At 68.2% G+C, this 25,143-nt stretch carries 25 protein-coding genes; 8 read left to right on the top strand and 17 right to left on the bottom strand.

The window, feature by feature from the left end; translation table 11 throughout:
* Positions 1-144: 144 nt before the first annotated feature.
* From pstB to LVB77_RS14935, 9 genes are all read right to left on the bottom strand, one after another.
* A complete protein-coding gene (gene pstB / locus LVB77_RS14975; protein ID WP_232906888.1) occupies positions 145-960 on the bottom strand; it encodes a phosphate ABC transporter ATP-binding protein PstB in 816 nt (271 codons plus the stop codon).
* A 49-nt stretch (positions 961-1,009) separates the two neighbouring features.
* On the bottom strand, positions 1,010-1,891 hold the full coding sequence (gene pstA / locus LVB77_RS14970) for a phosphate ABC transporter permease PstA (RefSeq protein ID WP_232906887.1): 882 nt from the start codon (positions 1,889-1,891) through the stop codon (positions 1,010-1,012).
* Positions 1,891-2,856, bottom strand: coding sequence for a phosphate ABC transporter permease subunit PstC (pstC, locus tag LVB77_RS14965; protein WP_232906886.1), 966 nt, complete (start codon positions 2,854-2,856; stop codon positions 1,891-1,893). The genes pstA and pstC overlap by 1 nt, the downstream gene beginning before the upstream one ends.
* Positions 2,857-3,107: 251 nt before the next feature.
* Positions 3,108-4,199 (bottom strand): phosphate ABC transporter substrate-binding protein PstS, encoded by a 1,092-nt coding sequence (gene pstS, locus LVB77_RS14960; protein WP_232906885.1) that lies wholly within the window; start codon positions 4,197-4,199, stop codon positions 3,108-3,110.
* A gap of 278 nt (positions 4,200-4,477) precedes the next feature.
* Positions 4,478-5,497 (bottom strand): phosphate ABC transporter substrate-binding protein PstS, encoded by a 1,020-nt coding sequence (gene pstS, locus LVB77_RS14955; protein ID WP_232906884.1) that lies wholly within the window; start codon positions 5,495-5,497, stop codon positions 4,478-4,480.
* Between the two features lie 264 nt (positions 5,498-5,761).
* Positions 5,762-6,985, bottom strand: a complete 1,224-nt coding sequence (locus LVB77_RS14950) for an OprO/OprP family phosphate-selective porin (RefSeq protein ID WP_232906883.1) — start codon at positions 6,983-6,985, stop codon at positions 5,762-5,764.
* Positions 6,986-7,130: 145 nt separating this feature from the next.
* Positions 7,131-7,907: an endonuclease III gene (gene nth, locus LVB77_RS14945; protein WP_343226204.1), complete on the bottom strand. Its 777-nt coding sequence runs from the start codon at positions 7,905-7,907 to the stop codon at positions 7,131-7,133.
* A complete protein-coding gene (locus tag LVB77_RS14940) occupies positions 7,904-8,221 on the bottom strand; it encodes a hypothetical protein (protein WP_232906882.1) in 318 nt (105 codons plus the stop codon). The genes nth and LVB77_RS14940 overlap by 4 nt, the downstream gene beginning before the upstream one ends.
* 80 nt (positions 8,222-8,301) lie before the next feature.
* The gene (locus tag LVB77_RS14935) at positions 8,302-9,084 is read right to left on the bottom strand and encodes an enoyl-CoA hydratase-related protein (RefSeq protein ID WP_232906881.1); all 783 of its coding nucleotides are present in this window, start codon (positions 9,082-9,084) and stop codon (positions 8,302-8,304) included.
* A 211-nt stretch (positions 9,085-9,295) separates the two neighbouring features.
* On the opposite strand from LVB77_RS14935, the gene LVB77_RS14930 reads away from it, so the two are divergent.
* The 4 genes from LVB77_RS14930 (at position 9,296) to LVB77_RS14915 (ending at position 11,840) form a co-directional block, all read left to right on the top strand.
* On the top strand, positions 9,296-9,982 hold the full coding sequence (locus tag LVB77_RS14930) for an FKBP-type peptidyl-prolyl cis-trans isomerase N-terminal domain-containing protein (RefSeq protein WP_232906880.1): 687 nt from the start codon (positions 9,296-9,298) through the stop codon (positions 9,980-9,982).
* A 198-nt stretch (positions 9,983-10,180) separates the two neighbouring features.
* Positions 10,181-10,366 carry a DUF1289 domain-containing protein gene (locus LVB77_RS14925; RefSeq protein WP_232906879.1) on the top strand — a complete coding sequence of 62 codons (186 nt, stop codon included), beginning with the start codon at positions 10,181-10,183 and terminating at the stop codon, positions 10,364-10,366.
* A complete protein-coding gene (locus LVB77_RS14920; RefSeq protein WP_343226203.1) occupies positions 10,363-10,992 on the top strand; it encodes a CoA pyrophosphatase in 630 nt (209 codons plus the stop codon). The genes LVB77_RS14925 and LVB77_RS14920 overlap by 4 nt, the downstream gene beginning before the upstream one ends.
* A complete protein-coding gene (locus LVB77_RS14915) occupies positions 10,989-11,840 on the top strand; it encodes a sulfurtransferase (protein ID WP_232906878.1) in 852 nt (283 codons plus the stop codon). Before LVB77_RS14920 ends, LVB77_RS14915 begins: the two co-directional genes overlap by 4 nt.
* Before the next feature lie 436 nt (positions 11,841-12,276).
* Here the strand turns inward: LVB77_RS14915 and LVB77_RS14910 are convergent, their stop codons facing one another.
* Both LVB77_RS14910 and LVB77_RS14905 read right to left on the bottom strand, forming a co-directional pair.
* Positions 12,277-12,663: a hypothetical protein gene (locus tag LVB77_RS14910; protein ID WP_232906877.1), complete on the bottom strand. Its 387-nt coding sequence runs from the start codon at positions 12,661-12,663 to the stop codon at positions 12,277-12,279.
* Entirely contained in the window at positions 12,660-13,418 is a 759-nt protein-coding gene (locus LVB77_RS14905; protein WP_232906876.1) for an enoyl-CoA hydratase/isomerase family protein, read from the bottom strand. Before LVB77_RS14905 ends, LVB77_RS14910 begins: the two co-directional genes overlap by 4 nt.
* A gap of 68 nt (positions 13,419-13,486) precedes the next feature.
* Between LVB77_RS14905 and LVB77_RS14900 the strand changes: the two genes are divergently transcribed.
* A complete protein-coding gene (locus LVB77_RS14900; RefSeq protein WP_232906875.1) occupies positions 13,487-13,948 on the top strand; it encodes a copper chaperone PCu(A)C in 462 nt (153 codons plus the stop codon).
* 80 nt (positions 13,949-14,028) lie between these two features.
* On the opposite strand, the gene LVB77_RS14895 is transcribed toward LVB77_RS14900, so the two are convergent.
* From LVB77_RS14895 to LVB77_RS14875, 5 genes are all read right to left on the bottom strand, one after another.
* Positions 14,029-14,451, bottom strand: a complete 423-nt coding sequence (locus LVB77_RS14895) for a thioesterase family protein (protein ID WP_232906874.1) — start codon at positions 14,449-14,451, stop codon at positions 14,029-14,031.
* Positions 14,448-17,396, bottom strand: coding sequence for an excinuclease ABC subunit UvrA (uvrA, locus tag LVB77_RS14890; RefSeq protein ID WP_232906873.1), 2,949 nt, complete (start codon positions 17,394-17,396; stop codon positions 14,448-14,450). The genes LVB77_RS14895 and uvrA overlap by 4 nt, the downstream gene beginning before the upstream one ends.
* 469 nt (positions 17,397-17,865) lie before the next feature.
* On the bottom strand, positions 17,866-18,735 hold the full coding sequence (locus LVB77_RS14885; protein WP_232906872.1) for an OmpA family protein: 870 nt from the start codon (positions 18,733-18,735) through the stop codon (positions 17,866-17,868).
* Positions 18,736-18,847: 112 nt separating this feature from the next.
* Entirely contained in the window at positions 18,848-20,935 is a 2,088-nt protein-coding gene (locus LVB77_RS14880; protein WP_232906871.1) for a S8 family peptidase, read from the bottom strand.
* A gap of 802 nt (positions 20,936-21,737) precedes the next feature.
* Positions 21,738-22,472: a YidB family protein gene (locus tag LVB77_RS14875; protein ID WP_232906870.1), complete on the bottom strand. Its 735-nt coding sequence runs from the start codon at positions 22,470-22,472 to the stop codon at positions 21,738-21,740.
* A gap of 220 nt (positions 22,473-22,692) precedes the next feature.
* Here LVB77_RS14875 and rplU point away from each other — a divergent pair, with 220 nt between their 5' ends.
* The 3 genes from rplU to cgtA all read left to right on the top strand — a co-directional run bounded on the left by rplU (position 22,693) and on the right by cgtA (position 24,528).
* Entirely contained in the window at positions 22,693-23,013 is a 321-nt protein-coding gene (gene rplU / locus LVB77_RS14870; protein WP_036113830.1) for a 50S ribosomal protein L21, read from the top strand.
* Between the two features lie 12 nt (positions 23,014-23,025).
* Positions 23,026-23,280: a 50S ribosomal protein L27 gene (gene rpmA, locus LVB77_RS14865; protein WP_056175940.1), complete on the top strand. Its 255-nt coding sequence runs from the start codon at positions 23,026-23,028 to the stop codon at positions 23,278-23,280.
* Positions 23,281-23,460: 180 nt separating this feature from the next.
* Positions 23,461-24,528: an Obg family GTPase CgtA gene (gene cgtA / locus LVB77_RS14860; RefSeq protein ID WP_232906869.1), complete on the top strand. Its 1,068-nt coding sequence runs from the start codon at positions 23,461-23,463 to the stop codon at positions 24,526-24,528.
* A gap of 325 nt (positions 24,529-24,853) precedes the next feature.
* Here the strand turns inward: cgtA and rpsT are convergent, their stop codons facing one another.
* On the bottom strand, positions 24,854-25,123 hold the full coding sequence (rpsT, locus tag LVB77_RS14855) for a 30S ribosomal protein S20 (protein ID WP_056175933.1): 270 nt from the start codon (positions 25,121-25,123) through the stop codon (positions 24,854-24,856).
* Between the last annotated feature and the right edge of the window lie 20 nt (positions 25,124-25,143).

Here is a 25,143-nt window from a genome sequence, read left to right as displayed (position 1 = left end):
GTGTCCGAAATTGATGCTTATTCTGGGTTGGACTGCGTTGCCATCCATGGCGAGACATTGGGTCTCCGGATGGTCCTGCCCGGCCATCCCTGGCCGGGCGTTCGGGACCGCGGCCGATGCCGATAGGGCATCGGCCGCGGTCCCTCACCCGAAACGACCGGTGATGTAGTCCTCGGTCTGCTGCTTGCTCGGCTTGGAGAAGATGATCTCGGTCGGCGCGTGCTCGATCAGGTCGCCCAGGTACATGAAGGCGGTGAAGTCCGACACGCGCGCGGCCTGCTGCATGTTGTGGGTCACGATCGCGATCGTGTAGTCCTTCTTCAGTTCCTCGACCAGCTGCTCGATGCGGCTGGTGGAGATCGGATCCAGCGCCGAGGTCGGCTCGTCCAGCAGCAGCACGTCCGGACGCAGCGCGACCGCGCGCGCGATGCACAGGCGCTGTTGCTGGCCGCCCGACAGGCCCAGCGCGCTCTGGCCCAGCTTGTCCTTGACCTCGTCCCACAGCGCGCCCTGGCGCAGCGCCTGTTCGACGCGATCGTTCATCTCCGACTTCGACAGCTTCTCGTGATGACGGATGCCGTAGGCCACGTTCTCGAAGATGGTCATCGGGAACGGCACCGGCTTCTGGAACACCATGCCGACCTTGCTGCGCAGGCGGTTCATCGGGTACTTCGGGTCGAGGATGTTCTCGCCGTCCAGCAGCACCTCGCCGCGCGCTTCCAGCTTCGGGTACAGCGCGTAGATGCGGTTGAAGATGCGCAGCAGGGTCGACTTGCCGCAACCGGAGGGACCGATCAGGGCGGTGACCTGCTTTTCCGGAATCTCCAGGTTGATGCTCTTGAGCGCGTGGAACTTGTCGTAATAGAAGTCCAGCCCGCGCGCGGCGAGCTTGACCGGCGCCGGTGCGGCGGCGGTGCTGTCCCGCTCGGGCGTGGCGAGATTGAGGCGGGCGTCGTTCATGGCCGGAGTCCGGTCTAGGTTGCGAAGAGAGAGGTCGGGGGTGCGCAGGTCAGTCATGGGACACCCGCTTGCGCAGGATCACGGTGCGCGCGAACAGGCTGACGAACAGCACGAAGCAGGTCAGCACCAGGGCGCCGGCCCAGGCGATGGTGTTCCAGTTGGCGTCGGGGTTGTTGGCGAAGTTGTTCATCGTCACCGGCACGCTGGCCATCTCGCGGAAGATGTCGGTGCTCCAGTACTGATTGCTCAGGGCGGTGAACAGCAGCGGCGCGGTTTCGCCGGAGATGCGCGCCAGGGCGAGCAGGATGCCGGTGACGATGCCGGCCGAGGCGCTGCGGTACAGCACCTGCACGATCACCTTCCATTGCGGCACGCCCAGCGACAGCGCGGCCTCGCGCATCTGGCTGGGCACCAGCCGCAGCATCTCGTCGGTGGTGCGCACCACCACCGGCAGCACGATGAAGGCCAGCGCCAGCGCGCCGGCCACGGCCGAGAAGCGGCCCATCTGCGCCACCACCAGCGAGTACACGAACAGGCCCAGCACGATCGACGGCGCCGACAGCAGGATGTCGTTGACGAAGCGCACCACGGTGCCGAACTTGCGCGCGTTGCCGTACTCGGCCAGCCAGGTGCCGGCGGCGATGCCCAGCGGGGTGCCGATCAGCAGCGCGATCACGCACATCACGGCGCTGCCGAAGAAGGCGTTGACCAGGCCGCCTTCCTGCTGCGGCGGCGGCGTCATCTGGGTGAACAGCGCCCAGTTGATGCCGCCCAGGCCCTTGGCGACCAGGGTCCACAGGATCCAGCCCAGGAAGAACAGGCCGAATACGGCGGCGGCGCAGGCGGCGACGATCGCGATCGCGTTGCCGATCTTGCGACGGCGATACAGCGCGTCGGCGGTGCGCAGTTCCTTGGCGGTGACGGCGGCCATCAGTTGCCCTCCTTGCGCGACAGCTGCATCAGCATCAGACGCGCCGCGGCGAGCACCACGAAGGTCACGATGAACAACACGAAGCCCAGCAGCAGCAGGGCCGAGCGGTAGGTTTCGGTGGCTTCGCCGAAGTCGTTGGCGATGACGGCGGCGATGGTGGTGCCGGGTTCGAGCAGCGAGGCGGAGAAGTTGACGCTGTTGCCGATCACGTAAGCCACCGCCATGGTCTCGCCCAGCGCGCGGCCCAGGCCCAGGAAAACGCCGCCGATCACCGCCGAGCGGGTGTAGGGCAGCACGATGTCCCAGCTGACTTCCCACTTGGTCGAACCCAGCGCATACGCCGACTCCTTGAGCCGGGTCGGCACGGTCAGGAACACCTCGCGCATGACCGAGGAAATGAAGGGGATGACCATGATCGCCAGCACGATGCCGGCGGTGAGCATGCCGATGCCCAGCGGCGGGCCCTGGAACAGCGGGCCGATCACCGGCCAGGTGCCGAGGTGGTCGTTGAGCCACGGGGTCACGTACTCGGTCATCACCGGCACCAGCACGAACAGGCCCCACATGCCGTAGATGATCGAGGGGATGCCGGCCAGCAGTTCGATCGCGGTGCCGATCGGGCCGCGCGCCCAGCGCGGCGCGACCTCGGTCAGGAAGAAGGCGATGCCGAAGCTGACCGGCACGGCGATGATCATGGCGATGATCGCGGTGACGATGGTGCCGTAAATCGGCACCAGCGCGCCGTACTGGTCTTCCACCGGATTCCATTCGGCGGTGATGAAGAAGTCGATGCCTTCCTTGGCGAGCACGGCGCGCCCGCCCCACAGCATCGACAGCGCCGCGCCGGCCAGCGCGATCAGCACGAAGACGACGGTGGCGGTGAGGACGTAGCGGAACAGACGATCGTTGCGCGCGTCGGCATGATCGCGCGCGAGCGGTACGGCGGGGAGGGCGGTCGCGTTCATTGCGGGGCGGGATCCGTCTGGGCCTGCGGTCGGGGGTGGTGCGGTGGTGCGTCTGTTGCTTGCGCGCTTGCTGTGTTTTTCGCTGTCGCTATTGCTGTTGCTCTGCTCGTCATTTCCGCGTAGGCGGGAATCCAGAGCTTCATCGCGACGGATCTTTCATGGAGCTTCGTGCTGAAGGCACTGGATCCTCCCTTTCGCGGGGACGACGCATCGGCAAAGCCGTGCCCGCAGAGCGGGCACGGGCCGATGCGTCACTTAAACTCCGCCGCCCAGTACGCCTCGACCTGCTTCACCAGCTCCGGCGGCAGCGGCACGTAATCCAGCGAGGCGGCCTGGGCCTGGCCGTTCTCGAAGGCCCACTTGAAGAACGCCAGCGTGTCGGCGCTGTGCTTGGCGTCCTTGGGCTGCTTGTACATCAGAATGAAATTGGTCGCGGTGATCGGCCAGGCGTCGGCGCCGCTGGCATTGGTGATCACCAGGTTGAAGTCCTTGGCGCCGGCCCAGTCGGCGCCCGCGGCGGCGGCCTGGAAGCTCTGCGCGTTGGGCTGGACGAAGTTGCCGGCCGCGTTCTGCAGCTGGGTGTAGCCCATCTTGTTCTGCAGCGCGTACGACAGCTCGACGTAGCCGATCGAACCCTTGATCTGCTTCACGTACGACGCCACGCCCTCGTTGCCCTTGCCGCCGACGCCGCCCGGCCACTGCACCGAGGTGCCTTCGCCGACCTTGCTCTTCCACGACGGGCTGACCTTGGACAGGTAATTGACGAAGTTGAAGGTGGTGCCCGAACCGTCGGAACGGTGGACGATGTTGATCTTGGTCGCCGGCAGCGCCGTGCCCGGATTGAGCGCGGCGATCGCCGGGTCGTTCCAGGTCTTGACGTCGCCGAGGAAGATGTCGGCCAGCAGCGCGCCGGTCAGGCGCAGCTTGCCGGGCTCGATGCCGTCGATGTTGACCACCGGCACCACGCCGCCGATCGCCGACGGGAACTGGCCCAGGCCCGCGGCGGCGAGTTCGTCGGCCGCCAGCGGCTTGTCGGAGGAGCCGAAGTCGACGGTACCGGCCTTGATCTGGGCGATGCCGCCGCCGGAGCCGATCGACTGGTAGTTGACCTTGGCGCCGGTGGCCTTGTGGTAGTCGTCCGACCACTTCGACAGCAGCGGATAGATGAAGGTCGCGCCGGCGCCGGTGATCAGCGCGGTGCTCTTGTCGCCGGCCGCCGGGGCGGCGGTCGTGGCGGCCTGATCGGCGCCTGCCTTGGGAGCGTCGGCGCCGGGCTTGCACGCGGCCACGGCCAGGGTCAGGGCGAGGGACAGGGCGGCGATACGGGCCGGCGAGGATTTCATGCGCAACTCCAAGAAGGTGCCGACGAGACTCGCCGGCGGGGCTGCGCCATTTGATGATCTTTTTGTTACAGCGCTATGACATCGTTCGGTAACGAATTTGTAGTGAAAGGCTGGGTGGGGCGGCGAGTGGGGTGGGACGGTCCAGGGACGCCTCAGGCACCAAGCTCGCAGCTGGCCCCTCTCCCGCTCGCGGGAGAGGGGGGGGGAGGGCCGAAGGCCGCCCCCAAAACGCAGAACGGGCCCGAAGGCCCGTCCCGTGCAACCCGATCCGCAAAGGATCAGTAGTTCATGTTCGCCGTCCAGTACGCCTCGATCTGCTGCACCAGTGCCGGCGGCAGCGGCACGTAATCCAGCGCCTTGGCCTGAGCGTCGCCATTGGCGTAGGCCCAGCGGAAGAATTCCTTGGCGTTCTTGGCGCCAGCGGCGTTCTTGGGCTGCTTGTACATCAGGATGAAGTTGGTGGCGGTGATCGGCCAGGACTTCTCGCCCGGGGCGTTGGTCATCACCAGGTAGAAGTCCTTGGCGTTGGCCCAGTCGGCGCTGGCGGCGGCGGCCGAGAAGGTCTCGTCGCTGGGCAGCACGTAGTTGCCGGCGGCGTTCTTCAGGCGCGAGTAGGCCATCTTGTTCTGCAGCGCATAGGACAGCTCGACGTAGCCGATGCCGCCCTGGATCTGCTTGACGTAGGCGGCCACGCCTTCGTTGCCCTTACCGCCGATGCCGACCGGCCACTTGACCGCGGTGCCTTCGCCGACCGAGCTCTTCCACTCCGGGCTGACCTTGGACAGGTAGTTGACGAAGTTGAAGGTGGTGCCCGAACCGTCCGAACGATGCACGACGGTGATCTTCTTGGCCGGCAGCTGCACGCCGCCGTTGAGGGCGACGATGGCCGGATCGTTCCACATCGTGATCTTGCCGAGGAAGATGTTGGCCAGGGTGGCGCCGTCGAGCTTCATCGCGCCCGAGGCCACGCCCGGGACGTTGATCACCGGCACTACGCCGCCGATCACCGACGGGAACTGCGCCAGGCCGAACTTGGCCAGCTCGTCGGGCTTGAGCGGGGCGTCGGAGGAACCGAAGTCCACCGTCGCGGCCTTGATCTGGGCGATACCGCCGCCGGAACCGATCGACTGGTAGTTGACCTTCTTCTGGGTGGCCTTGGCGTAATCGGCCGACCACTTGGACATGATGGGAAACACGAACGACGCGCCGGCGCCGGTGACGTCGGCGGCCTGAGCGTTGACGACGAACGCAGACGCGAGCGCGAGTGCGGCCAGGCGGAAGCGGATGGACTTGAACACGGAGGGCTCCTGGAGAGAGACGACGGGCATTGGCCCGCTCGGGGCGCATTTCATAACGGTTCGATGACAGCGCTAGGTCGGTTGTGTGACAGGTCGGTTACATCCGACATCTGGCCGACACGAGAGGCGCGGATCGACGGGGTGCGCGGGCGGCGAGCGGTCCTGCGGCTGAGGGCGCGCAAGCAAAAAGGGGCGCGGCAAAGCCGCGCCCCGAAGCGATTTGCAAACGTACAGCCAGAGAGGGGGAGAGAGTAGCGCTACCGCTTACCAGTAGAACTGCATGCGGACTTCGGTGATGTTCGGGTTGTCGTCGACGTAGCGACGGGTGGTGCCGCCGACCCACTTGCTGCTGTCGACCTTGACGTAGTTCAGCATGAACTTGAAGTTCGAACGCCAGTACCAGTTCACGCCCAGGGTCCACGCGTCCTGCTCGCCGCCGAGCACGCCGGTGGTCGCGCCGGTGGTGACGTTGCCGCTGCCGTCGTTGAGGTCGATGGTGTCGTAGCGCAGGCCCAGCTGCCACATGCCCGAGGCGGGGTTGTCCGGCAGGCCGGTGACCGGGGCGCCGGACTTGTAGGTCCAGGTTTCGCCGGTGATGTTCCACAGGCCGCTGATGTAGCCGCCGTCGAAGTCCACGTCCTGCGCCGTGCCGTAGCGCTTGACGCTGGTCTTCATGTACTCGCCCTGCAGCTTGAACGGGCCGCGCACCCACAGGCCTTCGACGCCGGTGGTGGCGACGCGGTCGGAGCGGGTGATGTTGCCGGTGCTGACCAGGGTCTGCGAGATGTCGGCCAGCGGACGCGCGCTGAAGGACACGGTGTCGCCGGTGTTGAGCGCCGCGGTGCCGCCCAGGTCGGCGTCGTAGTCCACGTGCGACAGGCCGAAGTGCAGGATGTTGCCGGCGTCGAGGATCGGCGCCCAGGTGCCGCGCAGGCCGAAGCCGTTGCCGTGCTTGCGGTTGCGGGTCAGCTCGCGGCTGAAGTAGGTGGCGTTGACGCCCCAGTTGACGTCGCCGTAGTAGTAGCCGACGCCGACGCGGCGGGCGATGCCGAAGGTGTTGGTGATCGAACCCTTGGCGACGAAGTCGTTGTTCTTCGTCGACGACAGCTCTTCCATGCTGTTGGGCTGCTTGAACTGGCCGACCTGGATGAAGTGGTTGGCGTTGTTGCCGAACTTGTACTTGACGTTGGCGTCGAGGAACTTGTCGTCCTTGGCGTCGTAACCCAGCACCCACTCGAAGTTGCCCGGGCCCTTGCCCTTCAGCACCAGCTCGGCGCGGCGCAGCTCGTTGTCCGAATCGGAGCCGTCCGGGGCGTCGACGTTGAGGTTCTTCAGGTCGTTGCCGTAGCTGTAGTAGTCGGCCTGGAGCAGGCCTTCGAAGCTGACTTCGGAGTTACCGATGACATCGAGGGCGACTTCAGCATGCGCGGCCGGCGCGACGAGCGCGGCGAGCAGCGCGACGGACAGGGTGCTGCGGGAGAGTTTCATGGCTAAGCCCTAGGGCGTGGTTGGATGCCGCGCAGGCTAGGGTGTGAAAGTTGCGTAAATATGACAGGACTGACTTATTTCGCTGCCATGACCGATGGATGACGGCCCGGAACGGGATCCCGCCAAGGCCGGCAACCCCCGCAAATCAAGCGGCGACGGGCTCCGGCTCGCCTGGGGTCTTGCCCGGATAGCGGCACAGATCGCGGATCGCGCAGTGCGGGCAGTCGGGTTTGCGTGCCTTGCAGACGTAACGTCCGTGCAGGATCAGCCAGTGATGGGCATCCTGCAGGTAGTCGGCCGGCACGGCCTTGAGCAGGCCGTCCTCGACCGCGCGCACGGTCTTGCCGGGCGCCAGGCCGGTGCGGTTGGCGACGCGGAAGATGTGCGTGTCCACCGCCATGGTCGGCTCGCCGAAGGCGGTGTTGAGGACCACGTTGGCGGTCTTGCGGCCCACCCCGGGCAGCGCCTCCAGCGCGGCGCGATCGCGCGGCACCTCGCCGCCGTGCTCGTCCAGCAAGCGCTGCGACAGCGCGACCACGTTGGCGGCCTTGGTGTTGTACAGCCCGATCGTGGCGATGTAGGGCTTGAGTCCCTCGACGCCGAGCGCGGCGATCGCCTGCGGCGTGTTGGCGACCGGGAACAGCTTGCGCGTGGCCTTGTTGACGCCGACGTCGGTGGCCTGCGCCGACAGCGCCACTGCCACCAGCAACTCGAACGGGCTGCTGTATTCGAGCTCGGTCTTCGGATGCGGATTGAGCGCCTTGAGCCGCGCGAACATCTCCTCGGCCTCGGTCGGACCGAGGCGGGCGGTTCGTCTGGCCGTTTTCGTCTTGGGCTTGGCGGCCGGCTTGGCGGTTGCGCTGGGCTTCTTGCCGGCGCCGCGCGTCGCAGCCGCTGGCTTGCGTTTGTCCGAGGGCGTCACGGCTTGCTGCGCTCCGCGGCCTTGGCTTTGGCGCGCGCCAGCGCGGCGGCCGCGGCGGAAGGCAGCGCCGGACGCGTCGTCGGTACCGCGCCGGCTTGCGCGACCGCTTCGGTCGCCGGGCGTGCGCCCGTGCGCTGCGCCGCGCGTTCCTGCGCGCGTTGCGCCAGCCGCGCATTGCGCGCGCGATAACGCGCACGTGCGGCCAGCGCATCGCGCCGCGCATCGCGCGCGGCGATCAGCATCGCCGTGCATTCCGGCGTGCAGCTTGCACAGGAGGGGCTGTCGAGCAGGCCCAGCGCGAGCGCGCTGTCCACGTCGTCGTCCGCCAATGCGGCGACGATCGTGTGGACCGCGCTCGCTTGCGCGCAACCGCAGCGGCAGGGCGCCGCCGCGCTCACGTGCCGGAGAACACCGGCTTGCGGCGTTCCAGGAACGCGCCGGTGCCTTCGCGCATGTCGTCGGTGGCGAACATCAGGCCGAACTGCGCGGTCTCGTATTCCAGGCCTTCCTCGATGCCGCATTCGCCGCCGACCGCGATGCAGTCGAGCACGCCGCGCAACGCCAGCGGCGCGGACGCGGCCAGCTGATCGGCGAGCTTGAAGGTTTCCGCTTCCAGTTCGGCCGCGGGCACCACGCGATTGACGATGCCCAGCTGACGCGCGCGCTCGGCGTCGATCGGCGTGCCGACCAGGCACAGCTCCAAGGTCGCGGCGCGGCCGGCCAGGCGCAGCAGGCGCTGGGTGCCGCCGAAGCCGGGGATCAGGCCGAGGTTGATTTCCGGCTGGCCGACCTTGGCGCTGTCGGCGGCGATGCGCAGGTGGCAGCCCATCGCCAGTTCCAGGCCACCGCCGAGGGCGAAGCCGTTGACCATCGCGATCACCGGCTTGGGCATTTTCTCGATCCGGCGCATCAGCTTCTGCCCGCGCAGCGAGAAATCGCGGCCCTGGACCGGGGTCAGGCCGTTCATTTCGGAGATGTCGGCGCCCGCCACGAAGGCCTTGGGGCCGCTGCCGGTCAGGACCACGCAGCGCACCGCCGGGTCGGCGGCGGCGGCCTCGAAGGCCTGCAGCAGCGCGTCCAGGGTGTCGGCGTTCAGGGCGTTCAGCTTGTCGGGGCGGTTGACGGCGATCACGCGTACGGCGCCGCGATCGCTGGTCAGCAGGGGAGATGAGGACATATGAATGGGTGGCCGGGCAGGGAATGGGGCGGGCAGGGCCGCCGCGGCGACGGAACTCCGGCGCGTTCGCGGGGTCATAGCCCGGGATGTCAGTGGCGGTTAAGCCTTGCGGCCGCTATCCTACCCCGTCCATCTGGGCGCTTACGACCCGATGGACCTTATCGTCGGGGCGGTCTTATCCGCCCCGTGTCATTACCGGAGATTCCAACGAATGAAGTTGCGTTTGATTGCTGCCGCCGTCGCGGCCCTGGCTCTGACCGCCGGCAACGCCGTCGCGCAGGACACTTCGTCCGAGAAAGGCAAGCTGAGCTATGCGCTGGGCTACGACCTGGGCCGCAACGCCGTCGAAAGCGGCGAGCAGGTCGATGTGAACACCATCATCAAGGGTCTGCAGGACGGTTACGGCAAGAAGGAGCCGGCGGTCGCCGTCGACCAGCTGCGCACCGCCGTGCAGAACATGCAGCAGCGCCAGCAGGCCAAGGCCAAGGCCGAGTGGGACAAGGCCGCCGCCGCCAACAAGACCAAGAGCGACGGTTACCTGGCCCAGAACAAGGCCAAGGCCGGCGTCAAGACCCTGCCCAGCGGCGTGCAGTACCGCGTGATCGAAGCGGGCACCGGCGCCAAGCCGACCCAGGCCAACACCGTGCAGCTGGAAGTCGCCGGGCCCTACGCCTGGGGCGAGCGTCCGGCGCAGGCGCGTCCGGCGCAGGCGATCCCGGCCATCAAGGTCAGCGAGATCGAGATGGCGGCGATGCGCGAAGTGCTGCTGCAGATGCCGACCGGCTCGAAGTGGGAAGTGACGCTGCCGCCGGCCCAGGCCTACGGCGCCGACCCGCGCACGCCGTTCCCGCCGAACGTGGCGGTGCAGTTCGAAATCAAGCTGATCAGCACCAAGTAAGCGGTTCGGGTTGTAAAGGTTGCGCCGGCCCTGCCGGCGCAACTTTTTTTTAGCGATCCGCCGGCCCGGCCGGGATAGCCTTACGAATCACCCGCCGGCTCCGCCGTCGGGCGTGGAACCCGGCTCCGGCCGGTGCGTTGCGGCCCGCGGGCCGCGTTGACGGCCGCGCGTGGACGCGCGGCTTGGTGGTGCGGTGAAATGACTTTCCAATTCCGGGCGGTGCTCAGTCCCTGCATCGGCGTTTGCTCGCTGGACGAGCAAGGCCTGTGCGAAGGCTGCCATCGCACCACGTCCGAGATCGCGCGCTGGTCGCAGATGAACGACGACGAACGTTTACGCCTGATGGAACACGTGCTGCCCGAGCGCGAGTCGCGGCGCCGGTGAGCGCGCTGTCCGACTATCCCCGCGATTATCCGCGCATCGGCGAGGCGCTGTATCCGCTGACACGCGAGCCCACGGGCGACGCCTGGAACCTGGACGAACTGCAGGGCCTGCTGCCCGAGGCCGCCGAACCGGCGCGCGCCGCGGTGCTGGTGGGCCTGGTGCCGCGCGCGGACGGCACCCGCGTGCTGCTCACGCGGCGCACCGATGCCTTGCGCCAGCATGGCGGCCAGGTGAGCTTCCCTGGCGGCCGCATCGAAACCACCGATAGCGACGCGGTCGCCGCGGCCATTCGCGAGACCGGCGAGGAGATCGGCCTGGCGCCGGCGCAGATCGCGCCGCTGGGCTACCTGGATCCCTTGGCCACCATCACCGGTTACCGCGTGCTGCCGGTGGTGGCGACGATCGACCGCGATTACGTGGCGCGGCCGGACCCGAACGAAGTCGCGGACGTGTTCGAGGTGTCGCTGGCCTATCTGATGGATCCGGCCAACCTGGCCACGCACACGCTGGACTACCGCGGCCGCGCGCGTCAGGTGCTGGAGTTCCGCTATCCGGACCAGCGCATCTGGGGCGCGACCGCGTCGATGCTGTTGAACCTGCGGCAACGCCTGGAGGCGATCGTATGAGCGACTGGACCACGTTGGTGTCGGCCGAGGATCTGGCCGCGCAGCTGGGGCGCGAGGATCTGATCGTGATCGACGCGCGCGCCGGTCTTGCCGATCCGGACGCGGGCGAGGCGGCGTATGCGCAGGCGCATATTCCCGGCGCGCGCTACGCCCACCTGGATCGCGATCTGTCCGATCACCGCAAGCGCAACGCCGGCCGCCATCCGTGGCCGGACGCGGCCGATTTCACCGCGGTGCTGCAGCGCTGGGGCGTCACGCCCGAGCATCAGGTCGTGGCTTACGACCATGGCGACGGCGCGCTGGCGGCGGCGCGCGTGTGGGCTTTGCTGCGTCTGCTCGGCCACCGCCGCGTGGCCGTGCTCGACGGCGGTTGGCAGCGCTGGAGCGCGCTGGGGCTGCCCAGCGATGCCGAACGGCCCGTGCCGACGCCCAGCCAATATCCGGGCAGTTTCGACCAGCGTCGCCTGCTCGATGCCGACGCCGTGCGCGCGCATCTGGACGCCGGCAAGCTGCTGATCGACGCACGCGCGGCGGAACGATTCCGCGGCGAGGTCGAACCGCTGGACCGCGTCGCCGGCCATGTCCCGGGCGCGCGCAATCTTCCGTATGCGCAGAACCTGCGCGACGGCCGCTTCAAGCCCAGCGACGAGCTCGCGCAGGGTTTCGCCGCGGTGATGGGCGACTACGCGCCGGAACATACGGCGGTGATGTGCGGCTCCGGCGTGACCGCCTGCCATCACCTGCTGGCGATGGAACACGCGGGCCTGCAGGGCGCGGGTTTGTTCATGGGCTCGTGGAGCGGCTGGATCGACGATCCCTCGCGCCCGATCGCAACCGGCGAAGCCTGAAACCCAGCCCCAGCCTCTGCTTCGCCCTTGCTTGTCTTCCCCCTTGGAAAATGGGGATTGAGGGGGATTTGCTTTGCATTGAGGGGGATTTGCTTTGCAGCGTCTACGCAAGCGGTCCGACAGGTTCTCCGCCAACGGATCCTGAAGCTACCCAGCGTCGTAGTTCGGTAGGGTGCGGTGAGCGAACGCGAACCGCGCCATCGCACCCTCCGGACCCACGCGCCGGTGCGGTTATCACCGCACCCTACGAGCTCTGCTTCGCCCCTTGATTGTCTTCCCCCTTTGAAAAAGGGGGATTGAGGGGGATTTGCTTTGTCGTAGCCACGCAGGCGATCTGGCAAACATCTCGAGCGTAGGGTGCGGTGAGCGAAGGCGAACCGCACCATCGCACCCTCCAGCCCACGCGCCGGTGCGGTTATCACCGCCCCCTACGAATTTACTTCGCGCTGCATCCAGCCGTTGCGGCGCGCTCGGCGCGCACGTAATACGCGGTATTGCCGGTGCGTTCGTCGTACAGCGACAGCCGCTCGTCTTGCGGCGCGAACGAGGGCGTCAGCGTGATCGGTACCAGCCGGCCGCCCGTTTGCACGAGCACAGACACTTTGCCGTCGCTCAGGGTATAGACGAACGCGACCTCGCTCTGATCGCGTATCACCTTGCCCGACCCGTCGTCGCCGAAGCGCAATTGGTCCGAAGGCGATCCGTCCGGGTCTTCGCACAGCACCCAGTCGCCGATCAGACGGGCGTCGCCGTCGGGCGCGGCGGGCGCGGCAGTTGCTGTGCCGGCAACACTCAGCAGCAACGCGGCGAGCGCGCGCCTCACTTGCCCAGCCGCGCGATCAGCGCCTTAAGTGCGTCCTGCGTCGACGGCTGATACCACGCCTCGATGAAGTGCTGCAGACGAATGTGCTCGGGCTGCAGCGCCTCGATGATGTCGGCGCGCGCGATAGCGCGCGTCTGCAGCACCGCCTGGCGCGGCAGCGCCAGCAGCTGTTCCAGCCACACGCGGGCGCGGGTGGCGACGTTGTCGATCTCGGTCAGCTCGTCGACCAGGCCCGCCTGCAGCGCCTGTTCGGCGTCCAGCATCTCGCCCGCGACCAGCAAACGCTCGGCGCGGTAGGCGCCGACCACGCGCCGCATCAGGCGCTGGATGCCTTCCGGCGCGACCAGGCCGACCTGGGTTTCGTTGAGGCCGATGCGGAACGGGCCCGACGCCATGACGCGGTAGTCGCAGCACAGCGCCAGCACGCAGCCGCCGGCCGGGGCGTGACCGGCCAGCGCGGCGACCACCGGGATCGGGCTGGCGGCCAACGCCAGCGCGGTGTCGAAGAAGGCCTGCCAGGCCGCCATCAGGGCATGGCGGTCCTCGCCCAGCGACAGCAGGTGCGGCACGTCCAGGCCGGCCGAAAACACTTTGGGGCCGCCCGACAGGACGACGCCCTGGGCGCCGTCGGCGATCGCCCGGCCCAGCGCGTCGCGCAGGTCCGTGCACAGGCTGGGATTGAGCGCGTTGACCGGCGCGCGCGCCAGTTGCAGTTCGACGATCTCGCCGTGGGTGGTGGCGGTGACTAGGCTCATGGGCGCTCCTGCGCGGCGGCGTTGATACGGCGATTCGGGGCGGAAACTTCAGGCGCTATCATAGGCCGATGAAGCCGCTCCGTTACCGCACCGCCGTCCACGTTCTGGCCCCGCTCCTGGTTCTCGCCGCGGCGCTCGGCGCCGCGCCGACGGCGCAGGCGCGCGGCTGCACCGCGCGCATCGTCGAGGGCTGGGTACGGCTGCCGCCGGCGCAGATGCCGATGATGGCCGGCTTCGGCCGCATCGAGAACCGCTGTCCCACCCCGATCACCATCGTCGGCGTGAGCAGCCCCGCGTTCGGCGACACCTCGTTGCACGAGACCCGCATCGTCGACGGCATCAGTCGCATGCGCGCGCTGCCGGAACTGCGCATCGCGCCCGACGGCAACGCCACGCTCAAGCCCGGCGGCATGCACCTGATGCTGATGCAGCCGCACGCGCCGCTGAAGCCGGGCAGCAAGGTCGTGGTCGAATTCAAGCTCAAGGACGGCGGCGTGCTGCGCGGCGAACTGGAAGCGCGCAAGCCCTGAGCGTGTGCTTCTTCCCCCCTTTGGAAAGGGGGGGATTTGCTTTTCGGCCGCGTCTGCGGCTCGCCACGATTCGCCGCGCCTCAGCGCGCGATCGCCTCCAACACCGCCGCCGGCAACGGCACCGGCCGCCCGCTGGCGCGGTCGATCCACACCACCACCACGTGGCCGTCGCAGTACAGCGCCTGGCCGTCCTCGGACACGATGCGGTGACCGATGGTCATGCTGGTGCTGCCCACGCGCTGCGCGTACAGCTCCACCGCGACCTTGGACGGATACGGAATCGGTAGCCGGTAGTTCAGCTGCACCGCCGCCAGCAGCGGCGCGATCGCGTCGCTGACCCATTCGCCGCCCCAGCTGTCGAACCAGCGGATGCGGCTTTCCTCCAGGTAGGTGAGGAAGTTGGAGTTGTTGACGTGGTTGAACGCGTCCAGATCGCGCCAGCGCAGTTCCAGCGGCATGCGGAACAGCAGCGGAGATTCGGTGGCGGCGGTGTCGGTGCTCATGCGGCGGATTTCTTCTTGCCCTTGGCGGTGGCTGTTTTGCTGGCAACGGTCTTGGCCGTGTCGGACTTGGCGGCGGCCTTGCGCGCCGGCTTGGCTTCCGTGCGCGTGGCCGGGCCCATGCCCAACAGCGGCGCCAGGAAGTGGCCGGTGTGCGAATGCGGCAGCGCGGCGATCTGCTCCGGCGTACCGGTGGCCAGGATGCTGCCGCCACGATGGCCGCCTTCCGGGCCCAGGTCGATGACCCAGTCGGCGGTCTTGATCACGTCCAGGTTGTGCTCGATCACGACCACGGTGTTGCCGTCGTCGCGCAGGCGGTGCAGCACCGCCAGCAGGTGCTCGATGTCGTGGAAGTGCAGGCCGGTGGTGGGCTCGTCGAGGATGTACAGCGTGCGTCCGGTGTCGCGGCGCGACAGTTCCTTGGACAGCTTGACGCGCTGCGCCTCGCCGCCAGACAGGGTGGTCGCGCTCTGGCCGAGCTTGATGTAGCTCAGGCCCACGTCCATCAGCGTTTCCAGCTTGCGCGAGATCGCCGGGATCGCCTCGAACAGACCCAGCGCATCCTCGACCGTCATTTCCAGCACGTCGTTGATGTTGTAGCCCTTGTAGAGGATCTCCAGCGTCTCGCGGTTGTAGCGCTTGCCGCCGCAGACGTCGCAGGGCACGTACACGTCCGGCAGGAAGTGCATCTCGACCTTGATCAGGCCGTCGCCCTGGCAGGCTTCGCAGCGGCCGCCGCGCACGTTGAAGCTGAAGCGGCCCGGCGAGTAGCCGCGCGAGCGCGCCTCGGGCACCTGCGCGTACAGCTCGCGCAGCGGCGTGAACAGGCCGGTGTAGGTGGCCGGATTGGAACGCGGCGTGCGTCCGATCGGCGACTGGTCGATGTCGACCACCTTGTCGAACAGCTCGATGTTCTCCACCGCCTTGTACGGCGCCGGCGTGTGCGAGGCGCCGTTGAGCTCGTTGGCCGCGATCGCGAACAGGGTGTCGTTGATCAGGGTCGACTTGCCCGAACCCGACACGCCGGTGACGGCGGTGAACAAGCCCGATGGGATCGCCAGATCGACGTCCTTGAGGTTGTTGCCGCTGGCGCCGCGCAGGTGCAGGGTGGTCTTGGGATTGGGCTTGTGGCGCTGCTTGGGAATTTCGATCCGGCGCTTGCCGCTGAGGTACTGGCCGGTCAGCGAACGCGGTGCCTTGAGGATGTCGGGGAACAGGCCCTGCGCCACCACCTCGCCGCCGTGCACGCCGGCGCCGGGGCCGATGTCGACGATGTAGTCGGCCAGGCGGATCGCGTCCTCGTCGTGCTCGACCACGATCACCGTGTTGCCCAGGTCGCGCAGGCGGGTGAGGGTGCCCAACAGGCGTTCGTTGTCGCGCTGGTGCAGGCCGATCGAGGGCTCGTCCAGCACGTACATCACGCCGACCAGGCCGGCGCCGATCTGGCTGGCCAGACGGATGCGCTGGGCTTCGCCGCCGGACAGCGAATCGGCCTTGCGCTCCAGGGTCAGGTAGTCGAGGCCGACGTCGACCAGGAAGCGCAGGCGGTCGGCGATTTCCTTGACGATCTTGACCGCGATCTCGCCGCGCCAGCCGGGCAGGTTGAGCGACTTGAAGAAGCTCAGCGCCTCATCCACCGGCAGCACCACCAGCTCCGGCAGCGGGCGCTCGGCCACGAACACGTTGCGCGCGGCGCGGTTGAGGCGCGCGCCGCCGCATTCGGTGCAGGCGCGTTCGCTGATGTACTTGGCCAGCTCCTCGCGCACCGCCGCCGATTCGGTTTCGCGGTAGCGGCGCTCCAGGTTGGGCACGATGCCCTCGAAGCGGTGCTTACGCTGGCTGCGGCCGCCGTTCTCGGTGATGTAGCTGAAATTGATCAGCTCGTCGCCGCTGCCGTACAGCACGGCGTTGCGCGCCTTTTCCGACAGCGATTGCCAGGGCGAGTCGACGTCGAACTTGTAGTGCTTGGCCAGCGACTGGATCAGCTGGAAGTAGTAGGCGTTGCGGCGGTCCCAGCCGCGCACCGCGCCGGCCGACAGCGACAGCTCCGGGTGCACGACCACGCGCGAGGGATCGAAGAACTGCGCCACGCCCAGGCCGTCGCAGGTCGGGCAGGCGCCGACCGGCGAGTTGAACGAGAACAAGCGCGGTTCCAGCTCCGGCAGCGAGTAGTCGCAGACCGGGCAGCTGTACTTGGACGAGAACAGCAAGGGCGCGGCGTCGGCGTGGTCCAGCGACATGACCTGGGCCATGCCGTCGCCGAGCTTGAGCGCGGTCTCGAAGGATTCGGCCAGGCGCTGCTTGATGTCCTCGCGCGGCTTGAAGCGGTCGATCACCGCCTCGATGGTGTGTTTGACCCGCAGCGCTAGCGGCGGCACCGCGTCGATCTCGTACAGCGTGCCGTCCACGCGCACGCGCACGTAGCCCTGCGCGCGCAGCTGCTCGAAGATCTGCGCGTGCTCGCCCTTGCGCTCGCGCACCACCGGCGCCAGCAGCATGTAGCGCTGCTCCGGATCCAGGCCGACCACCTGGTCGACCATCTGGCTGACCGTCTGCGCTTCCAGCGGGTAGTGGTGGTCCGGGCAGCGCGGCGAGCCCACGCGTGCGTACAGCAGGCGCAGGTAGTCGTAGATCTCGGTGATCGTGCCGACCGTCGAACGCGGATTGTGCGAGGTCGACTTCTGCTCGATCGAGATCGCCGGCGACAGGCCTTCGATGTGGTCGACATCGGGCTTTTCCATCACGCTGAGGAACTGCCGCGCATAGGCCGACAGCGACTCCACGTAACGGCGTTGGCCTTCGGCGTAGATCGTGTCGAACGCCAGCGACGACTTGCCGGAGCCGGACAGGCCGGTGATCACGATCAGCTTGTCGCGGGGGAGGTCGAGATCGATGTTCTTGAGGTTGTGCGTCCGCGCGCCGCGGATGCGGATGAAATCCAGCGCCATCGTTTGCCTGCAAAGGGGGAGGGCGGCCGACGCACGGGGCGACGGCGAACAGAAGAGCGTATCGAGTGCCGAACATGGGGGCAAATCTGCGGAACGGAAGGGCCGCGGAGAGGGTTCGTCGCAGCTGCGAGCGCGACATGGGGCGTTGCCGGGTGTCTGGGTGAGAGCGTCCTGAACGGAGAAGCAAATCCCCCTCGATCCCCCTTTTCCAAAGGGGGAAGACCAGCCGATTCCACAGGGGGAGGACCGGCAGGCGGTTTCTTCCCCTGAAGCCGCGGGCGCAACTGCTTCCTACCAAACAGGCCGCACCGTTCCCCCCTTTGAAAAAGGGGGGGCTAGGGGGGATTTGCTTTTGCCTCGCAAAACCACCCGCCCAAAAAAATCGCCGACGCAAACCGCGCGTCGGCGAGGGCCTGGAGAGAGGCCGTTGACCGGGTCCGGTCGGCCGGCGCGAGCGCCGGCCGCCGCCCTATTTGACGAGTTTGAAACTGATGCCGCGGCCGCTATCGGCGCCGGCCGCCTTGGTCTCGATCGCGCCCGGACTGACGCCGTTCACCACCAGCAGCACCTTGACCGCCTCGGCGCGCTGTTTGGACAAGGCCAGATCGTCCTCGCTGACGCCACTGCCGCCGGCCGGGCCATAGATCTCGACCCGGGTTTGTGCGGGCGCGGCCTGGATGGCCTTGGCCGCGTCGCCCAGGGCGTCGAGGCTGGACGCGGCGATGCGCGCGCTGTCGCCTTCGAACGCGATCGGGGTCTGGTTCAGCGCCTTGACCACGTCGGCCGCGCTGGCTTTGTCGCCCAGCGTGGCCAGGGCGCTGTTGGCGGGGGCCGCGCCCACGCCCTCGAACAGGCCGGTGTAGGCGTAGCCGGGGTAGAGCGTGCGCGCCTGTTCCAACAGCGCGGCGCGGTCAGCCTCGGCGACCTGACCGCTGAGTTCGATGCGCTGGCCCTGGAAACTGACCGCCGCACCGGGCTGTTTGAACGCGGCGGCGAACTGGGGCAGGTTGGCCGCCCAGTCGGCCGGGCGCGCGTAGCGGTCCACGGCGAGGTCGCCGGACACTTTCTCGGCGCCGTAGGCGTGGGACAGCGCGGCGATCACCGCCTGCTTGGCGGCGTCGCTGTCGACGTTGCCGTCGTAGCGCAGGCTGCCGTTGTTGTTGACCAGGCTGAGCTTGGCGTCGTAGCGCGGTACCGGCGCGGCCTCGGCGGTCTTGGCCGGTTCGGCGTCGCCGGCGGCGGGACCGCGGTTGCAGGCCGCCAGTCCGGCCACGCAGGCCAGCGTCAGCAGCACGGCGCCGGCGCGATGCCGGCGCGAAAGGATGGGGTGGGAATGCATGCAGGCTCCAGAACGGTACTAGGTGAGCGTTGGACCGGACGCAGGCCGCGCGGCGCGGCGCTCCGGTAGCGGAGGGCCCGGCGTACCGGGCCCTCCGTGTTGCATGCCGCGATCAGCGCTTGGAGGAGGCGTACTCGATCTCCACCGGGTCGGCGCATTCCTGCGTACCGTTGTTGCACAGCTTGTAGCTCATGGTGCCGGTGCCGATGATCCGGAAGGTATCGGTGGCGGCGCCGTTGTTGCGCACGGTCTTGAGGATCGCGCCGTTACGGTAGATGTCGATGTTGCGCTTGCCGGCGCCCCAGGTCAGATCGACGCGGGTGCGGTGGTTGGTCAGCGGAGTCGCCTCGGCCTCGACCGCGCGCGGCCAGTTGGCGTCGGTGAAGCTGGGGTACAAGGACACGCCAGCGGAGTTGCTGAAGCCCTTGATCGTCACGTACCAGATGCCGCCCTGCGGCGCCGGGAAGAAGCAGTTCTCGTTGTTGCCGGAACTGAACGGACGGCAGTCGTAGGAGGTGTTGGTCGGAGCGCTGCCGCGCTTGACGTAGATGTCCGCGTCGCCGGTGCCGCCGTACATGGCGAACAACAGGTTGGACGCGCCGTTGGGCACCAGCAGCTGATAACGCACGGTACCGCCGGCCAGCACTTCGATGCCGGTGACGGTGACGCCGTTGGTCAGCGGGGTGGCCGGTTCCGGCGCCGGCGGCGGCGGCGGATCGGCCGGCAGCGCTTCGGCGCCGGAGGCCACGGCCACCGCATAGCGGGCGTCGATGATGCCGGTGCCGCAGGGCTTGTCGTAGTTGCAGCCGCTCGGGAAGCCGCCGGAGGCGTAGGCGGTGTTCTCGAGGATCTTCTTGATCTGCGCCGGAGTCTTCGGCGTCGGTGCGGCGGCCTGCATCAGCGCGACCACGCCGGCGACGTGCGGGGACGCCATCGAGGTGCCCGCCATCCAGGCGTAGCCGTCGCCTTCCTGGCCCTGCAGGCCCAGGTTCAGGGTCGAGAGGATGTTGTCGGCCGCCGGATTGGCGCCCGAACCGCCGGGCGCGGCCACGTCGACCACGCTGCCGAAGTTCGAGTAGCCGGCCAGCGCGCCGGTCGGGCCGACCGCGGACACGGTGATCACGTCGTTACAGCTCGCCGGCGAGTAGCCGGCCGCATCGGCCGAGGAATTGCCCGCCGCCACCACCACCGTGGTGCCGCGCGCGGCCGCCGCGGTGAAGGCTGCCTGCTCGGCGACCGAACACGCACCGCCGCCGCCGAGGCTGAGGTTGATGACTTCCGCCGGCGTGGCGTTGGCCGGCACGCCGGTCACGGTGCCGCCGGACGCCCAGGTCACCGCGTCGATGATGTCCGACTCGTAGCCGCCGCACTTGCCCAGCACGCGCACCGGCTGGACCTTGGCGCCGAACGCGACACCGGCCACGCCGACGCCGTTGTTGGTCGAGGCGGCGACCGTGCCGGCCACGTGCGTGCCGTGCCAGCTGCTGTCCTCGGGGATGCCGAAGATGTTGCACTCGCCGTCGTGCCAGTCGCCCGGATCGTTCGGGTCGGCGTCGCGGCCGTCGCCGTCGACGCTGACGTCGGTGTCGATGATGAAGTCGTAACCGGCCACCAGGTTGCCGACCAGATCGGCGTGCGGGGTGATGCCGGTGTCGAGCACGGCGACCACCACACCGTCGCCGGTGCTCAGGTCCCAGGCCGGTTCGGCGTTGATGCCGCCGGGGCCGTTCTTGTAATGCCACTGCTGCGCGTAGCCCGGATCGTTCGGGACCAGCAGCTTCTGGCGCAGGCGATCGGGCTCGACCGCCAGCACGTTGGGATCCTTCATCAGCTCGATCATCAGCGCCTTGCTGGCGGCGCTGTCGAGCTTCTTGTCGGTGCGGATCAGCGCGCTGCCCGTGGCCAGCGTGCGCATCGGCGAGATGCCCAGGCCCAGGGCCTTGGAGGCGCTGGCGAGCTGGGTGCCGACCTTGGCCGCGGCGATGCCCTTGGCATTGGCCGAGCCCTTGTAGGTGATGATGAAGCGGTCTTGCAGGACCGGCTGTTCCTTAGCCGCCTTCGCCGCTTGCGGGGACAAGGTCGAAACCTTGGTCTTGTTGGCCGTCGGCAGCTTGCCGCCGGAGTAGGCCGCCGGAGCGACCACGATCGCGGTGGCGATGGCCAGTGCGGTCCATTTCATTGAACGTACTTTGCGAGTCATGACAAACATCCTTGATTTCGTAGCTCATGATCCCCGACGCATCCCCTGATAGCGTCGGGCGCTGGTCCGCGGCTATGACATCTTTCCTCGCCGCGGGACTTCGGTACGCAAGCTGCGCGCGTGCGCCCGTCCGGGGCATCGCGCAGTCGCGGTAATGGGGGTGACAACGTGTCGGAAGGACGAGGGCGCTTCCGAGCGGGATGCAGGATCGCGCAGGCGCGTCGCTGTGGTTGCGACGGTCGCGAACAGTGCGTTGGCGGAGAGAGTGGGGTTCGAGCTGCGCGAGCGCGCAACGTCGCCACGCGCGGATGCGCATTCGATTCGGGAAGCGTTGGCGCGCGCACTGCGCTCGCCGCCGCGGAAAGACGTGGGAAGGCTGGATGAATCCAGTCGCATGCAGAGGCCCCCTGTGTGTAGAACCGACGCGGTCCGCCGCGGTCGCGCGCACAGCGCAGCGACTCAGCATCCGTGCTGGTTCGATCCCGACGCGACCCCCTGCAGGCGCGTCCATTGCAAGCTAATTCAAGCTTTGCGAGCTGCGCAAGTGGCACGCTCTACGACTAAAGCATGCGTCGACGAGGCATGCGTATGTAACGCCGCATGTAACGTGGATGCGTTCGCAATGCACAAATGCGCGACGACTCTGAATTCGCAGCGAAAAACGTCGTTCTTCACAAACGCGAACAGGCGAGCGGTGCGTGCATGCGGCATTCGCGCTCGCGTGCGAACGCCATGTCGATAGTGTGAACTGCGTCGCGCCGCGATTGCGGCTTAAGTCGCGCGCATGCGGCGTGCGACGCGTTCAAACGCGCAGCCACCAGGCCAGCGCCGACAGGAACGCGAACAACAACAGCCACGGCCACAGCCGGCGCGCGAACGACAGCAGCGGCGAGGGCGGCGGCGGATCGTCGTCGGCGCGATACAGCGGCGCGGGTTCCGACGAAAGCGGGCCGGGTGCGACGTCGCGGATCGGATGAAGGCCGCCCGGATCGGTCGTTGATGCTGCGCCGGGCGCGGGCGCGGCGAAGGGATCGGTTGCGTGCGGGTGAGGATCTGGACTGGCGATGTGCGGATGGTCGGGATCGTGCGCATGAGCGTCGCGCCAACCCGCCTCGGGCCGATGAGCGTCGCTGCGATCAAATTCACGCCGATCAGGATCTGACCGATGAGGGCCGGCTCCGCCGCCATGCCAGCGCCCGTCCTCGCCCAGCGTGTCCACGGCCTCGGGCAGGATCGCCGCCGAGGCGCTGGCCACGGCGGCCGCGGGCAGCGCCAGGGCACGGGCGAGGGCGGCGATCTCGCCCTCGCCGAAGACCCGCTCCAGCTGGTCGGCGGTCAGCGGCCGGTTCGGGCCCGGGGCGATCCAGGATTCGGCCAGCTCGGCCAGGCCCTGCTCGCGGAAGGCCTGCACGAAGCCGGCGGTGCCGCCGCGGGCGGGGTCGAAAATGCGCTCCAGCCAGGCGGCCAGCAGGCGCCGGCCCTGGTCCGGGCTGAGGCCGTGGCGGCTGGCGACCTGGTCCAGCAGGTGCTCGAACATGGGCGGTCCCCGGGCGGAATGGGCGGCCACGGGGTCCTTCGCAGCATGCTCACTACAGCATGAGACGCGTTAAGGCCGCGCTACCCGGCGCCGGCCGGCCGGGCCCGTCGCCGGCACTGGGGGATAGTTGCTCTAACTCGCTGAACCGCCTACAATTCCGCTTCTGTCCGCCCGCATTGGGCGCGGCAGCGACCAAAATAACTACAGAGGAATACCGGTCATGTACGCAGTACTGGTCACCGGCGGTAAGCAATACCGCGTGATGCAAGGCGAGACGCTCCGCGTCGAGCTGCTCGATGTCGAAGCCGGCAGCGAGATCAAGTTTGACACCGTCCTGATGCTGGGCGACGGCGAAGGTGTGAAGCTCGGCGACGCGCTCAAGGGCGCCAGCGTCACCGCCAAGGTCGTCGGCCACGGCCGCGCCGACAAGGTGCGCATCGTCAAGTTCCGCCGCCGTAAGCACCATCGCAAGCAGATGGGCCACCGTCAGCACTACACCGAAATCGAGATCACCGGCATCGCCGGTGGCGACAACAAGTAAGGAGCAGCAGCCATGGCACATAAAAAGGGCGTAGGTTCTACCCGCAACGGCCGCGACTCCAACCCGAAGTACCTGGGCGTCAAGATCTACGGCGGCCAGGCCATCGAGGCCGGCAACATCATCGTGCGTCAGCGCGGCACCCAGTTCCACCCGGGCGCCGGCGTCGGTCTCGGCCGCGACCACACCCTGTTCGCGCTGGTCGACGGCAAGGTCGAGTTCTCGACCAAGGGCCCGAAGAAGCGCCGCACCGTCAGCGTCGTCGCCTAATCGCGACGCGCGGTACGCGAAGGGCCCCGCTTCGGCGGGGCTTTTCGTTTTTAGGTCGGCGCTGGGCGGGCGGGGCGGCAGCCGATTCCCGCTTGCTGTGCGGCCCTGCACGCGGGCGGCGCTAAAATGCCGTCGTAACGCTGCACCGATTCACTTACTCCTTATCGAAACCCAGCGCTCATGAAACTCGTCGACGAAGCGGAAATCCAGGTCATCGCCGGCAACGGCGGCAACGGCTGCATCGGCTTCCGTCGCGAGAAGTTCATCCCGCTGGGCGGGCCGGACGGCGGCGACGGCGGTGCCGGCGGCAGCGTCTGGCTGGTGTCGGACGAGAACGTCAACACCCTGGTCGATTTCCGCCACCAGAAGCAGTTCCGCGCCCAGCGCGGCGAGAACGGCATGGGCCGCCAGGCCTACGGCAAGGGCGGCGACGACCTGATCATCGTGGTGCCGGTGGGCACCGTGGTGACCAACGTCGAGACCGACGAGGTCATCGGCGACCTGACCGCGCACGGCGACCGTCTGCTGGTCGCGCGCGGCGGCAAGGGCGGCCTGGGCAACATGCATTTCAAGAGCTCGACCAACCGCACGCCGCGCAAGGCGCTGCCGGGTCTGCCGGGCGAACAGCGCGAGCTCAAGCTGGAGCTCAAGCTGCTGGCCGACGTCGGCCTGCTGGGCTTCCCCAACGCCGGCAAGAGCACCCTGATCCGCGCGGTCTCGGCGGCGACGCCGAAGGTGGCCGACTATCCGTTCACCACGCTGTACCCCAACCTGGGCGTGGTCAGCGTCGAGGCGCACCGCAGTTTCGTGATCGCCGACATTCCCGGCCTGATCGAAGGTGCGGCCGACGGCGCCGGCCTGGGCGCGCAGTTCCTGCGCCATCTGCAGCGCACGCGCCTGCTGCTGCACCTGGTGGACATCGCGCCCATGGAAGGCGGCGTCGAGGGCGTAACGCCGGCCGAGCAGGTGCGCGCGATCGAGCGCGAGCTGGCCAAGCACGATCCCGAATTGCTGGCCAAGCCGCGCTGGCTGGTGCTCAACAAGGCCGACCTGCTGCTGGAAGAAGAGCAGAAGGCCGCGGCGCAGGCGATCGTCGACGAGCTGGGCTGGAAGGACCGTTGGTACCTGGTGTCGGCGATCGGCCGCGAAGGCACCTGGCCGATCATGCTCGACGTGATGGCCTTCTTCGATCGTCAGCGCGAAGACGCCCTGGAAGCCGCGAACGCCGCCGGCGACCATGCGCCCTGAGCCGCGGGCTCGGCGTTCAATCTCTTTCGTTCGCGGCGCCGCATCGGCGTCGCCCATCGCAGCGCGCAGGCGCGGGATCGCTGCGCTTGCCGTCGCGGCGGGCGAGGGCGCGCGCGACTTCGTGCTGACTTCACCGGCGGCGCCGACGATGCGCCGCATGCCGACCGCTCATGCCCGCGCTTCGCTCGCTACGCTGCAGGTCGGCGGCGCGCGTTCGTTCGCGGTGCGTGCGCTGGTGGCGCGCGCAGGCGACCGTAAAAACAAAAACCCGGCCGAAGCCGGGTTTTCGCTGGCTGCCGCGGCGCAGGCCGCGGCGGCGTCGGCATCAGGCGGCGGACAGCGCCTTGATGCGGGCCGACAGGCGGCTCTTATGGCGCGCGGCCTTGTTCTTGTGGATCAGACCACGGGAGCTGAAACGGTCGAGGATCGGCTGAGCGACGTCGAACGCGGACTTGGCACCGGCGGCGTCGTTCTCGCCGAGGGCCTTCAGCACCTTCTTCACGGCGGTACGCAGCATCGAACGCTGGCTGGCGTTACGGGCATTGCGCACGACCGTCTGCTTGGCGCGCTTCTTGGCGGACTTGATGTTTGCCACGGGTGGTTTCCTGGAGAAAA

This window comes from Lysobacter sp. 5GHs7-4 (assembly GCF_021284765.1).
Taxonomy (GTDB): Bacteria; Pseudomonadota; Gammaproteobacteria; order Xanthomonadales; family Xanthomonadaceae; genus Lysobacter.
The sequence above is the reverse complement of the archived record's forward strand: the minus strand, read 5'-3'. Positions and strand labels throughout refer to the sequence as shown.